This window comes from Candidatus Paralachnospira sp. LCP21S3_A2, assembly GCF_052118925.1.
GTDB lineage: Bacteria > Bacillota > Clostridia > Lachnospirales > Lachnospiraceae > Lientehia.
This window is the reverse complement of record NZ_JBQKGG010000026.1, coordinates 1-13843: the sequence shown is the minus strand read 5'-3', so window position 1 is coordinate 13843 and position 13843 is coordinate 1. Positions and strand designations below refer to the sequence as shown.

Annotated in this window: 9 protein-coding genes; all 9 read right to left on the bottom strand. The window is 41.6% G+C overall.

What is annotated here, in order from left to right:
* Positions 1-101 precede the first annotated feature (101 nt).
* Entirely contained in the window at positions 102-236 is a 135-nt protein-coding gene (locus ACTQ3K_RS12185) for a hypothetical protein (RefSeq protein WP_441568156.1), read from the bottom strand.
* Complete coding sequence (locus ACTQ3K_RS12180) at positions 233-1966, bottom strand: type I restriction-modification system subunit M (protein ID WP_246597488.1); 1734 nt, start codon at positions 1964-1966, stop codon at positions 233-235. Before ACTQ3K_RS12180 ends, ACTQ3K_RS12185 begins: the two co-directional genes overlap by 4 nt.
* A 23-nt stretch (positions 1967-1989) precedes the next feature.
* Positions 1990-2205, bottom strand: a complete 216-nt coding sequence (locus tag ACTQ3K_RS12175) for a helix-turn-helix domain-containing protein (RefSeq protein ID WP_154520135.1) — start codon at positions 2203-2205, stop codon at positions 1990-1992.
* 217 nt (positions 2206-2422) lie between these two features.
* Complete coding sequence (locus ACTQ3K_RS12170) at positions 2423-3163, bottom strand: SecDF P1 head subdomain-containing protein (RefSeq protein ID WP_330654285.1); 741 nt, start codon at positions 3161-3163, stop codon at positions 2423-2425.
* A gap of 147 nt (positions 3164-3310) precedes the next feature.
* Positions 3311-4231, bottom strand: a complete 921-nt coding sequence (locus ACTQ3K_RS12165) for a DUF6674 family protein (RefSeq protein ID WP_216243694.1) — start codon at positions 4229-4231, stop codon at positions 3311-3313.
* Positions 4232-4291: 60 nt separating this feature from the next.
* Positions 4292-4981 (bottom strand): SpoVG family protein, encoded by a 690-nt coding sequence (locus tag ACTQ3K_RS12160; protein WP_005340521.1) that lies wholly within the window; start codon positions 4979-4981, stop codon positions 4292-4294.
* 3 nt (positions 4982-4984) lie between these two features.
* Positions 4985-5383: a hypothetical protein gene (locus ACTQ3K_RS12155; protein WP_216243691.1), complete on the bottom strand. Its 399-nt coding sequence runs from the start codon at positions 5381-5383 to the stop codon at positions 4985-4987.
* Positions 5376-5993 carry a class D sortase gene (locus ACTQ3K_RS12150; protein ID WP_216243688.1) on the bottom strand — a complete coding sequence of 206 codons (618 nt, stop codon included), beginning with the start codon at positions 5991-5993 and terminating at the stop codon, positions 5376-5378. The genes ACTQ3K_RS12155 and ACTQ3K_RS12150 overlap by 8 nt, the downstream gene beginning before the upstream one ends.
* Positions 5994-6006: 13 nt before the next feature.
* The gene (locus tag ACTQ3K_RS12145; protein WP_441568152.1) at positions 6007-13713 is read right to left on the bottom strand and encodes a helicase-related protein; all 7707 of its coding nucleotides are present in this window, start codon (positions 13711-13713) and stop codon (positions 6007-6009) included.
* Between the last annotated feature and the right edge of the window lie 130 nt (positions 13714-13843).

Below are 13843 nucleotides of genomic sequence, written 5' to 3'. Positions count from 1 at the left end.
TTTTCCTTTGTCTCGCCATAAAAATATCCTCCTGGATTAATATTTATTTTAACATCAATCCGAGAGGATATATACTCTATTATGAGTTTACACAAAATTCATTACAGTCTCAATTCTGGAGTTTCGTGTGGTCCATCTGTAATTGGCATAGACAATGCATACAATGTCTTTCCTACATTCCAGTCTTCTGGTATCTCCCCAATCCATTCCACTCCGCTATCCTTCATCTCTCTCATAGGTCAAACACCTCCTCAAGACTTCCGGACAGTTCTGTCTCCAAATCCATAATCTCTGCCATTATCTCTGCTGATGGTCTTGGAGCTTCATACTTATAGAAATATCTTGTAAATGGAATCTCATATCCCACCTTTGACTTTTTCTCATCAATCCATGCATCCGGTGCAAATGGAAGTACTTCTCTTTCAAAGTACTCTTTGATATCCTCTTTTAACGGAACATTTTCCGTATCACGAAGACTCGTATCCGGCTGTTTCTTTCCCTTTTTCAACACCAGATTACCTTCTTCATCACGGAGCGGTCTTTCTACTGTAATCTTGGTATAACCAAAATCCTCGTTATCATAAATCTGGCTGATTTCACTCTCTTTAAAATCACCATAAATCTTTGTAATCTCAGCGATATCCTCCTCAGATATATCATTTCGCTTATTTCCCAATGCCTTTCTTCTCTTCACATACATCTCATTAGCATTGATTAGCTGTACTTTACCTTCTCTGACTGTACCGGCCTTTTTATTTGACAATACCCAGATATAGGTTGCAATTCCTGTGTTGTAAAAAATATCATTGGGTAAAGCAATGATTGCCTCCAGCAGATCATTTTCGAGAATATATCTTCTGATTTCAGAAGGTCCGCTTCCCGCATCTCCTGTAAAAAGTGGCGAGCCATTATGAATGATTGCAATTCTGCTTCCACCCTTATCAATGTCTTTCATCTTTGATATTGCTGTCATAAGAAAGAGCATCTGTCCGTCACTTGCCGCCGGAAGTCCTGCTCCAAATCTTCCTCCGAAGCCAAGCTTTGCCTCTTCCTCTACTTTCGCCTTTTCATTCTTCCACTCACGTCCAAAAGGTGGATTTGAAAGGATATAGTCAAAGGTACTGCCAGCAAACTGGTCATCCGATAATGTGTTGCCATCCTTGATATAATCCGCATTGTTCCCCTTAATCAGCATATCCGCCTTACAGATTGCAAATGTCTGGTCGTTGATTTCCTGTCCGAAGGATACAAGCTCTGTAGAAGCATTCAGACTATGTAAATATTCCTCTGCAACAGAAAGCATACCTCCGGTTCCACATGCCGGGTCATAAATTGTCTTTGCTACATTATTGCCAGAAAGAATATCATTATCATCATAGAAGAGAATATTAACCATAAGCTGGATAACTTCTCTTGGAGTATAATGCTGCCCCGCATCTTCATTATGAGACTCGGAGAATCTTCTGATAATCTCTTCAAAGATATATCCCATTTCAAGGTTAGAGATTTCATTCGGATGAAGATTTCCTCTATCTGTTGTATATTCCTTTAAAACAATATAGAGAATTCCCTTATTTGCCATAGTGGTGATGTGACCATCAAACTTGAACTTCTCAAGGATGTCCTGCACATTTTCTGAGAATCCATTCAAATAATCTCTGAAATTCTCTTCAATGTGATCAGGATCATCCATAAGCCTCTCAAATGTATATTTGCTGGTGTTATAAAAATCTTTTTCTGCTGCCTTACGAAGTAAAACATCCTTCATCGGAAGATTTTTTACTTCCTCATATTTCTGCAAAACTGCATCCTTTGTATCGGAAAGAATACAGTCAAAACGTCTGATTACTGTAAGCGGTAATATAACATCTCCATATTCATGTGGTTTATATACTCCGGTCAGCTTATCTGCTATTGCCCATATCAGGTCTGCTTTCTGATCTATTTTTGCACTTCTCGTAGCCATTTCATTTTCCTCCATAAGGTAATTTACTTTTCTTCTTCATCCGGTACATAGTCAACCAAATCTCCAAAGTTACAATCCAGCTCTTTGCAGATTTTTTCCAGAACAGATAGTTTAACTGACTCGCAGTTTGTCATCTTTGCTATTGTACTGGAACTAAGACCAGTCTTGGCACACAAATCTCCCTTTTTCATATTGTTATCAATCAGTAGTTTCCACAATCCATTATAACTAATTGCCATATGTATTTCCTCTCTCTAACAATTGTCGTAATCTAATACCATCATTGTAAGTATAGCACACAAATTGCGAATATGCAATTTGCATTTGCAAATATCAAATGCTATTTTCTAAAGAAAAAAGGAACCAAGGCAGAATACTTCTATCTTGATTCCTATTTTATATCATTTAATGTCCAAAAAACGGGACTTGGCACAATTTACTTCCATATTGCAAATATTATTTGCACTTTTCAAGTGCCTCAGACAATACCTGAGCCTGTTCATATGTATCTACTTCTATTTGACAACTACCTTCAGTTATTGCACACATTACCCTTGGATTTGCAATCATTTCATCATTCAAATAAATACCTATCGTATTTCCAATATTATTTGTAGTAATATCTGCAAATGTTTTCGTTGATTCATCATCAAACTCTATTTGTACTACTGCCTTCTTGATTCCGTCGCCATTATCAACCATTGTTGCTTCTGCCGATTTTATTCCACCAGTCATAAGTATATTCCCATCACTATCCCGTAATGTGAATACATTTGTCTCTTGTTTCCCTGATGGCTGATCATTACTGACATTTTCTTCTATAGTATTTGAACCTTTTTGAAACCATGCTTCACCATGATATCCTTGATATGCACCGATTGCACTATTTATTATTGTCAACACAAGACATATAATACCTAATACAATACCCACTATTGACATTCCTTTACTACTTTTCTTTAATCCTATTATTCCAAGTACCAAAGCTATAATTCCAACTGGTAATCCAATTATTGGAATAATCCATGCTAATACTCCCACTATACCAAGCACAAGTGCTGCTACTCCAAATCCAGGCTTACGAGATTTGTTAATATCCGGTACTGCATAATTAATTTGATTCTGTAATGGTGCCCCACAGCCTGAGCAGAATGTTGAACTATCATCCATTTGTTTACCACATTTTGAACAATACACTATGTCTATTTCCTCCAATTCAATCTTACTATATGAGATTATTCACCAATATCAAAAACCATAAATATAAGTAAATTATATCATAAATGACATCCCCATTCCACCAAAAAAAGACGTACCACCATTTCTGATGATACGTCCTCACTACTATCTGGCTTTATCTCCCCTTACCTTCGGTGCTTCCTCATGTGCCGCTTCCTGCTTCACCTCATCCGCACCTCTAGCCTCAAATGCATCTGCATTATACTGATACTCCTGCGGCTCAGCGACCATTGGAGAGTATACAACCTCTGCTTCCACTCTCTCTGCTTCAGCTCTCTCCGGCTCTGTCTGCTCCTGCTTCTTCATATTCTCCATACCCTTTTCCTTATAAAGCTTCACATTCATAGCCAAATTATCCAGCTTATCAATAGATGCATCCAAATGAAGTTCCATTGATACAAGCATCTTTTTCACTGCTTTCATCGGAGCAAGTACTGCCTTTGTAATGGGATGTTTCTGCTCTTTCTGAGAATAATCTACCTCCGGTTTGTCAGCAAAAGTACGGAATGCATTAGCTGCTGTCTGCCCTGCTTCACGAAATCCTTTTGCAAGAAGTGTTGTCTTTGCTATATCCTTATCCGTGGTCTTGATTGCACCTCTTACATTCTCTCGGATATCAAGAAGCCTTTTCTTAATTCCTAAAAACTCCGACAGCCTGTATAATGCAGCTCTTCCCTTTGCCTTTGCTTCATCAACTATGCTCTTTGCTGTAGATTTGACCTGTGCTTTCACTTCCAATACCTGCGACTTTATCTGCTCACATCTGGCATTAAGTCGCTCCTGTGCTTCCGACAATGCCTTTTTAGCATTATTGACAAGTGTATCTTCCTGCATTTCTTTGATCTGATTCTGCATATTGGTGAGTTCTTCCGTCATGGAATCAATCTTTTTCTCCAGTCCATCCACATAGCTGCATATCTCAAATACATCGTTTGCCTGCTCTTTCATGGCATTTTTCTTTAATAAGTCGAGAAGTTCTCTTATGACCTCCTCATTGGTAAGTGTTTTTCCTGCTTCCATATCCATTCTGTTTCCTCCATTCTATAAGTGGGGCAGCCTTGGCCGCCCCTGTACTCTGATTACTAATTATCGAAAGGGCGTTGCCTCTTTGTCCTTCTCTTTATCGGGATTACCATGATGTTTCTCTGCACTCTCTCTTGCCTTTTCGTTGCTCTTATCCTTTGCTTTCTCATATTCAGAGATAATCTCATTATAGAGTTTTTCCCTGAAATCCTTTGTGACCGGATAGCAGACATCCTGATAGATTGGCTTGCCCTGCTCATCCACCTGCTTTGTCTTATAAGAAGGCATTGATACAAAGATTTTCTCTTTACCCTGCACGATATTGATATTATTTACGATGAAACTGTTTTCAAAATAAATGCGTGCAAGTCCCTTGATGTTACTACCTTCCCTCTCATAAGGTGTCACAGTTACGGAAAACTCCGGCATTTCCTGTGTACGCTCCTGCTTCTGTGTCTCCTCTTTCTCCGGTTCCTTAATTCTTGCATAGGCATCAAGGATATTGGTATAGAGTTCCTCACGAAACTCTGCTGTGATAGGATTGCACACATCCTTATAAATCACACCATTGCTTTCATCACGCTCATTGGAGCGGTATCTAGGCATTGATACAAAAAGCTCTCCCTTGTCCTTATTCTCAAGGATTGCAATATTGGTAATCTTAAATGAGTCACCGAATACTACTGTTGCAAATCCTTTGATGTTGCTGCCCTCTTTTGCTCTTACTTCGTTTACTTTAATTGAATACTTCATATGCTATTCCTCGCTTTCTTTTTGTTCTTTGTTTTGCTCCGGTATGATAAGCTCACACCAAAGCTGTTCTATCTGTTCACAAGACAATCTGCCATTAAGCCAGTTGCCAAGTGTAACGACCATTCCGTCCTGCTCGTAATAGAGCCACTCCTGTGTTTCAATGTTCCCCTCATACACGATAGTCACATCAAAATCAGGCATAAATAATCCTTCCTCCGCATCCCATACACAGGCTATTCCCTGTCTGAGTGTCAGATTCATGCTTTCGACATATACAAACCAGCCGCTTACGACTATCTGAAAGTCATCATCAATCTCTGCAATATCATCCTCGATGTCAATTAGCTCTTCCATTTCTGATACTGCCTCTTCTATCTCACTTAATCGGTATCTCTTATTCATCCATCACCGCCTCCTTATAAATGCACCTGACTACAAAACGCATGGTTCCTTTCTGGGAACAGGTAAAAAGAGTTAATTCCTTTTCCTCTCCCTGTGTCTTAATGCTGTTGTCATAAGGATTTACCACCTCTGTGTCTGTTACTTCATAGATATGAGTCTGTCCGTTTTTGTCGATAATTGCCACATCATCTCCTATGGAAATCTGATTCAGTGGTGTGAAAAATGTGCCATATCTGCTGCCATTATGACCGCACAATACACAGTTGCCACTCTCACCGATTCCTGCTGTTTCTTCAATATGACCAATCCCTGCATTAAGCACTTTACTTGTGGTTCCTTCCATTACCGGATACCTGATATCTAAGCCCGGTATCTCAATGATGCCGATAACACCGCCTTCTTTAAGAATGGCTTCATCCTCTTTACTAATGGAGGTTTGCTCTTTCTCCACATCTGTTTCTTCATCGTAATCATCCTCCAATGTCTGCTCAAATTCACTTATGAGCTGTACTGTCTGTTTTTCTCCGGTTGCCCGCCAGAAAAAAGGGACTGCCATAATGGCAATCCCTACTATAATTAGTAATCCTGCGACTACTTTTCGTATGCTCATATAATCCACTCTCCTATCGTATTCTGCCCTCTCTGTCGGTTGTATAAGTGCCTCTATTCTCCGCTACAATTCCTGCAGATTCTACCCTGTCATCAGCTTCTCTTTCCTCGCCAGGTCCACCAAGGTCAGCATCCATAGCCTTTGCATTTTCAAGGTCAAGCTGGGCATTCAGCTCACATTGTCTTGCAAGCTTTTCCTCCAGTTCCTCGCTGTATGCAAATGGCTTATCGTATTCCGCCTTAGATGCTTCAAGGTCATTCTGGTACTGTTCAATCTTCTTTTCTAAGAAATCAATATTCTCATGAAGTCCATTGAACAGATTTTCAAGTTTCACCATACTGCCGACCGGACTTGTTGAAAGCTCAGCTTTATACTCTGTCTTTCCACGAAGCACCATATAATTGATGCCAAGGAAATTCTTTTCTACAAGCAACTCAAATCCATGAAACTTACCTATTGCAGTTGTCTCACCTGTCTTACACTTACTGATAGCTTCAAGCATCATGGTTCCGCCATCCACTCTTTCTGTGTAAGTTGCCTTGCCTATGGTAATGGCAAACTCCGGATTATCAATCAGCTCCTTATCCCTTGCCTTTACATCCTCTCTGACATTTGCAAGTTTTTCTGTTGCAGACCTTATAAGTTTTGGATACTTAATCATAAAGTTATCCTGCAAGCCATATCTCTGATTGTCATAAGATGCCTTTAAAAGCTTAAGTCTCTGGACATCATTATCAATCTCCATCTTTTCTTTGATTAACGGATTGCCAGTTGCAACCGCCTTAATCTCTGCATAAGAAAGAGTTGCCTCGTCGATATCCTCACAGCTTCGGCTTACTGCCTTGCTGGTCATAACCTGACTGATAAAACGCTGCTTATTCTCCACAAGCGACCAGTTGTATGCATCAAAGGTTCCTTTGGTAACATATCTGTATATTGCAACTTCCTTGTTTTCATTGCCCTGTCTGATGCCTCGTCCCTCTCTCTGCTCAATGGAAGAAGGCTTCCAGGGACAGTCCACATGATGCATAGCAACAAGGTGTGTCTGTACATTAACTCCGGTTCCGCACTTGTCAGTCGAACCGATAAGAACTTTCTTCTTACCTGTCCTCATCTCCTTAAAAAGTGCGTCTCTCTGTGCATCCGTCTTGGCATCATGGATAAATGCTATCTCATCTGCGGGAATACCATACTGGATAAGTGTCTCCTTCAGATAATCATAAATAGTAAAATCCTTATCCGGTCCCGGTGTGCCGATGTCCGAAAAAATAAGCTGGCAGCCTATATGACCGTTGGCATTTCCTTTCTCATATTCTTTCCACACATTCTCCGCAACCTTGTTTAGCTTTCCATCTGGATTGTTTGGAGCATCCTTATCAATCAGCCTTGCATCTGTTCCTAATAATCTTGCCTCATGGGTAATCTTTAAAAAGTTGTCCTCACTCGGATCAACTCCACCACCTCTGATACGCTCTGCTCTTGCAACAAAGTTTTCCATGACCTGCTTTACATACCAGTCCGGCTCTGACTCCACAATGATAGGCTTACCACCACGAAGAGCCGGTACATCAAGAGCAAGCATGTCTGCTGTCTGCACATCGGCTACCTCACGAAAGATATTCATAAGCTCAGGCAGATTCGTAAATTTATTGAACCTGCTCTTAATTCGGAAACCACTTCCCTCAACTGTAAGCTCCAATGCAGTAGTCACCTCACCAAAGTTTGCAGCCCAAGAATCAAAGTGATAAATCCCCATCTCTTCAAGTGCCGCTTTCTGCAAGTAAAGCTGCATGACATACATCTCACACATGGTATTGGATATCGGTGTACCTGTTGCAAATACAATGCCTCTGCCATCATTTATCTCTGATAGATACTGGCATTTAAGTTGCATATCCGTTGACTTTTTCGCTCCACTGCTGCTGATACCTGACACATTATTCATCTTGGAAAAAATCGCAAGGTTCTTGAAATTATGTGCTTCGTCCACCATGATAGAATCCACGCCAAGTTCCTCAAAGGTTATAAGGTCATCCTTCCTGCTCTCATCAGATAGAGATTTCAGCTGTTCCTCCAGCTTTTTCTTCTGGCTTTCCATCTGCTTTACAGTCCATCGCTCTCCGTTACGCTCCTTCATCTCATCAATCGCATAGCTGATTTCATCAATCTGCTCGTTAAGCATTCTCTCCTTTCTCTCTGCTGAGATTGGAATTTTCTCAAACTGCGAGTGCGACATGATGATACAGTCATAGTCACCTGTCGCAATCCTTGATACAAACTGCTTTCTGCGGCTCTTCTCAAAATCACGCTCTGTGGCAACTAAGATATTTGCTGACGGATAAAGCCTTAAAAACTCTGATGCCGTCTGACCGATAAGCGGCTTTGGTACAACCATGATTGTCTTATTGGCAAGTCCAAGTCTCTTCTGCTCCATGCAGGCAGCCATCATCTCAAATGACTTTCCGGCTCCGACACAGTGTGCCAGCAGAGTATTTCCCCCAAGAAGAATTCTTGCCACCGCATTTTTCTGGTGTGGCTTTAACTCAATCGCCGGATTCATTCCCGGAAACTGTAAGTGACTTCCGTCATACTCACGCAGACGGATGTTATTGAATGTCTCGTTGTAATACTCCACATATTTCTGTCTTCGCTCCGGCTCTGCAAACAGCCATTCCTTGAACTTCTCCTTGATCATGTTCTGCTTTTCCCTTGCAAGCATTGTCTCATTCTTATTGACTTCGTAATGATATTTGCCATCTCCGTCATCAATCCTGTCCCTGACGGTTACAGTCTTTAGATTCAGCGTATCCTCAAAAATAGAATAAGCATCCATGCGGCTTGTACCATAGGTCTTAGTAGCTGCCACTGAATGCTTATCCATGCTCTTATTCTCGATGAACCATTCCATGCTCATCTTATTTAAGTGTACCTGAATGCCAGTATTGTAATACTGGCTTCTGACTGCCCTTGCCCGTCTAGGTGTATTGAGAAGTTCATAGATAAACTGCTCATAATCAAGCGGCTCAATCCATGTTGTGCCAATCTTTACATCAATATCTGAAGCTTCAATCCATTCCGGCTGCACCTTTTCAAGTGCTACCACATTGCCTGCAAATCTTTCTGCCTGCAGATTGTCTGTATCCGCTGCCATAGCTTTTGCTACACGAAGCTTGTCTCTCACATTGCCGGAAAGATACTCGTCTGCCGTCTCCCAGCCGATGTCGGGATTGTTCTCGTTGTAGCGGTCGGGATTTAGGAAAATCAATCCATCCAGCTCTTCCACAAGAACTGCCCTTCTAAGCTCTGCCAAAGCATCATCACTAAATGTTATCTCATCAGCTGTCTGCCCGGACTTTTCTGCAAGTTCTTCCTTTGCATTAGTAATATCCGGCTCATAGATAGAGAGCATATAGGCAAGATTTACATATCCAAATTCATTGACGGATACATTTAATGCTTCCACAGCAGTCTCAACCCTGTCTATGACAGTCTTTGCCTTAATCGTCTGCTTATAAAACATATCCGCTTTTTTCACCTCCCCGTCTTCATTTACTTCCTCAAGACTGCAAAGAAGTGGGTAATCGCTGTCATCCCTGAAAGCTATTCTGTTTGCTTTTGAAGTAATGGCGCCATACTGCTTTACAAATGCATCATATTTTACATTAAGAAGTCTCTGCTTATCAGAAAGCTCCTCCTCGCTGCAGCCATCCATCTGGATATCAATCAGCTCTCTTGTTATCTGTCTGATTTCATCAAGGCTTCGGATTCGCTCCTCGGCAGTCTGTGATACTTCTTTTTTTACCATCTCGGAATTTTCCCTGTAATAGAGTTTTCCTTCAAAAAATGTGTAAGTGTAGTTTCTCACATCCGGATCAGCCGGAATAACTTCCTCCGTCTGCTCCGCCTCATCTGCCACTCTCTCAAAATCTGTCATCTGGGCTTTGATATTTCCGATTGCCTTATTGAGAGCCTCGTACATATTGAAGTTCTCATCATTATTCACACAGACTGTATATCTGCTGTCCTGTCCATAAATCCTTGTATCATATTCCATAGATCCAAGCATCATCTCCGGATGCTCTGCAAAATAAGAGTTGACTGCAATTCCGTTCTCGGTCACACCAAGGTGTACCCAGTCAGGCTCAATATCAATCTTTCGCTCCCTCTTCTGCAAAAACAGGATATCTACTGTCACTTCGGTTCCTGCATTGTCTTTAAATGCAGTATTCGGAAGTCTTACTGCTCCCACAAGCTCTGCCCTTTCAGCCAGATACTTTCGGATAGTAGGATTTGCCTTATCAAGTGTTCCCTTTGTGGTAATCACCGCAACCATGCCTCCCGGTCTTACCTGGTCAAGTGCTTTTGCCAGAAAATAATCGTGGATACGGAAGTTATACTTGTTGTACTTTGGATCAAATACCTTGTAATCACCAAATGGCACATTTCCGACAACCACATCAAAGAAGTTATCCGGATATGTGGTATTCTCAAATCCTGTGATACTGATATTGGCATTCTGATAAAGCTGCTTTGCAATTCTTCCTGAAATGCTGTCAAGCTCCACCCCATACAGCTTGCTTCTCTGCATTGGTGCCGGCATACTTCCAAAGAAGTTACCGATACCCATAGATGGCTCTAATACATTGCCGCCTCTGAAACCAAACTGGACAAGTGCCGAGTTCATGCACATGGCAATCTCCGGTGAAGTGTAAAAGGCATTGTTTACTGTTGCCCTAGCTGCAGCATACTCTTCATCCGATAACATCTCTTTGAGTTCTTTGTACTCTTTGCTCCAGCTTTCATTATTCTCGTCAAATGCCTGTGACAGTCCGCCCCATCCGACAAACTTCGACAGAACTTTCTGCTCCTCCGGTGTGGCAAGCCTGTTTTCTGATTCAATCTGCTTTAAAGTACGGATTGCATCCATATTCCACTGGTATCTGGTCTTAGCACCGCCTTTTCCCATTTCCCAGAGATTGTAGTGGAAGTTGTGCTTCGTCTGCCCGTCAACATTCTTCTCATTTTCAAGACTTCCTACTTGCTGTACTGGCTCCTGCTTTGGTGTAAAATCTACAGTTTCCTGTAATTCTGTATCAGCCTGAATATCATCCACAGATACTGATACCACATCATCTGAAACCACATATCCATTCTCATCAATCTTGGTTTCCCAGCCATTCGCTATTGCTCTTTCCCTGGTTTCAAGACGATTGGCTTTTACACTATCCTCGATATCAAAGAATCTCTTATAGACCGGATTCATCTTATCCCTGTCAGCCTTCTGCTTTGTCTCCTGATAATACTTCTTCTGGTCTTCTCCACAGTAAAATGGCTGTTTTACCATATAGGATAAAATCTCGTATAACTCACGCCAGTCGAGAGCACCTTCCTTACGCACACCGTTCCTGTTCTTATAGCTGATCTTCACATACCCGCTTCTAATTGAGTACTCCACAAGACCATACTTATTGTTGGAATATGCCTTCCTTTCTGCATTATCTGTCCCTAATGCAATATCCCTGATAAGGTCAAGTTTATTGGGCATAAATGCAAAATCAGACTGCACCACATCCATAAGGAATGCCCTAAACGGAGTGTAGCAGCTGCAATCTGTTACAAGAATCTCCGCCGCATCACGCAGGTCTTCATCAAGCTCCTCAATACGCTTGGCATAATCAATCGGTGTAATATACTGAAGCTCTGATGGATCTTTTTCAGATGTTTCAGCATCTATCTCGGCGTCATATTCTGCCTTTGTTATCATGCGGTCTTCATCGGCAGCTTCCTGTGGTGTCATGCCATATGCAGATACATATGCTTCATTACTTTCCTCATGTGCATCTTCATGTAAATTTGCTACTTTTACAGTTCGGTTAGAAGCATAGCTCTCCGGCTCATCCGGTATTGCATAATCATCAACCTCTGATTCTGCCTCTTCCGGTTCCACTTCCTGATATTCGGCATCAATAACCTCATCATCCTCACGGAGTCCGTCCATCGCAAGCTCATCAATACGAGGTGTCTCAGGCTGGTATTCCCCTGTAAGAATAAGGACACCAAGCTCTTTTTCGATATCTTTCCACGAAACATATCCTTCAACCTCTCCATCCTCATCTCGCCACTGAAAACGCAGTCCATTCCCATGAAATGTGTCATATCCGTGCAGTCCCAGACCGTCAAGCGGCCAGCCTGCACCTCCCTGACCATACTCAGCTTTGATACGCTTTGCTCTGGTCCCTGCATCAATCTCTGTCTCATATATCTTACATACCCTGCTTTTGCCACCAATAAAGCCAGTTCCTCTCATAAGCACCTGTTTGATATACTCACTCGGAACTGTGGCTGACTTCTTAGGATTCAGATAATTATATTTACCAGCTAACGCAGCTTTTCTGTCCTGCTCGAACTGTCGCATAAATTGATTGCTGTTTTCATCCTCGGTATGAATAGCACCAAAGCTTGCCTGTCCATTCTGGTCGAAAAAAAAGGAAGCCTGTGTATATTCGGCTTCCTTACTAACACCCAATGAATTGATTTCATCAAGTTCTCTATTCAGTTCTTCTTTTGTTTCATCTCTTAGTGAAACTTCATTACTATCTGGTGGAGCACTACTTCCTCTGCCTGCATCTTCGCCTGTTCTCTCAGTTTCCACATCTCCATTGTCGAGGATGGATTCTGTGGCTTGTGCTTCTTCAGATACTGCTCCTCCAGCTGATCGTACAGCTGATTCGCTTCCTCCTCTACCTCTGACATCTTCTCGTACATCATCCCGAATCTTATCAGAGTCTTGTATCTTTCCGGCTCGTTCTCCTCCAGATAATGCATCGCCATCCTTCCGTACTTGCCCAGCTTCTTTAAATTCTCCGCCTCGTCCGGCATTGCTATATCCGGATACATCAGTCCGTCCACCTCTGTGTAAGTCAGTCCATCTACCATAATTCATTCTCCTTTCGTTCTCAATGGTCTTTAAGTTACGACTAAATTCTCTAAGAACACTACAGGAGACATCGCATACAATGGAACCAAGACGGTAAACTATCTCTTCATCCCTGATGTTTACGATCTGACTAAAATCCTGTTCTTGCATAGATAAGTCAAATCCGCATCTCGTCCCTACAGCATACATGACACTTGAATAAACAAGCTGTTCCATGTTCATTTCCTGCTGTAAGCCATTGCGTTTTTCGTTGAATTCCTTTATCACACTACCTGATAGCTGCATAAGCTCGGTCATTCTATCTCCGAACTCTTCTTTTATTATAGTCCAAACATTTGTTCCTGTAAACTGTTTTAGTGTGTTTTTTAGAGACTCCTTATCATCGTTATCGTACTGCTCAATCTGACCTTCTGAAACAAGAAAGTCCATATAATCCTTTAGATTCTCTCCCCCCAAGTCCCATGTCAGCTTGACATTCGCTCCTCCGGTATCACTGATATCAAAGATATACCTCATGCGTGGATTCAGTGCCCTTGACGGGAAGATAGCGCATCCTTTCGCACCACGCTTTACATATCTTCCCACCTTTTTCCAGGTATCATAATCTGCCATGAGTGTGCTTTTTTCCGGAGGTCTCTGAGCTGTTACCATAACGATATTGTCAAATTCATAGCGGTATAACTGACCTGCGACCTTTAACATATCCTTCCAGTTCTTTTCTGATCTGGTGATGTTACCAATCTCAGAATCGTATATCGCTTTGACCTTCATATCAACGCCCATACCTTTGTCCTCCTCTACTTGATGTTAGCATCTAATTAGTACAAAACAAAAATGAGATATTCCCTTGATACAAATAAAATGTATAATAACAAGAGGAGGAACTCATCATGTCATGTAAGAAAACTCAACA

Bases quoted from the DNA above. Each gene is read 5' to 3' on its own strand.
- ACTQ3K_RS12180 (WP_246597488.1), bottom strand. From the start codon at position 1,966: ATGGCTACGAGAAGTGCAAAAATAGATCAGAAAGCAGACCTGATATGG.
- ACTQ3K_RS12145 (WP_441568152.1), bottom strand. From the start codon at position 13,713: ATGGGCGTTGATATGAAGGTCAAAGCGATATACGATTCTGAGATTGGT.
- ACTQ3K_RS12175 (WP_154520135.1), bottom strand. From the start codon at position 2,205: ATGGCAATTAGTTATAATGGATTGTGGAAACTACTGATTGATAACAAT.
- ACTQ3K_RS12160 (WP_005340521.1), bottom strand. From the start codon at position 4,981: ATGAAGTATTCAATTAAAGTAAACGAAGTAAGAGCAAAAGAGGGCAGC.
- ACTQ3K_RS12155 (WP_216243691.1), bottom strand. From the start codon at position 5,383: ATGAATAAGAGATACCGATTAAGTGAGATAGAAGAGGCAGTATCAGAA.
- ACTQ3K_RS12165 (WP_216243694.1), bottom strand. From the start codon at position 4,231: ATGGATATGGAAGCAGGAAAAACACTTACCAATGAGGAGGTCATAAGA.
- ACTQ3K_RS12185 (WP_441568156.1), bottom strand. From the start codon at position 236: ATGAGAGAGATGAAGGATAGCGGAGTGGAATGGATTGGGGAGATACCA.
- ACTQ3K_RS12150 (WP_216243688.1), bottom strand. From the start codon at position 5,993: ATGAGCATACGAAAAGTAGTCGCAGGATTACTAATTATAGTAGGGATT.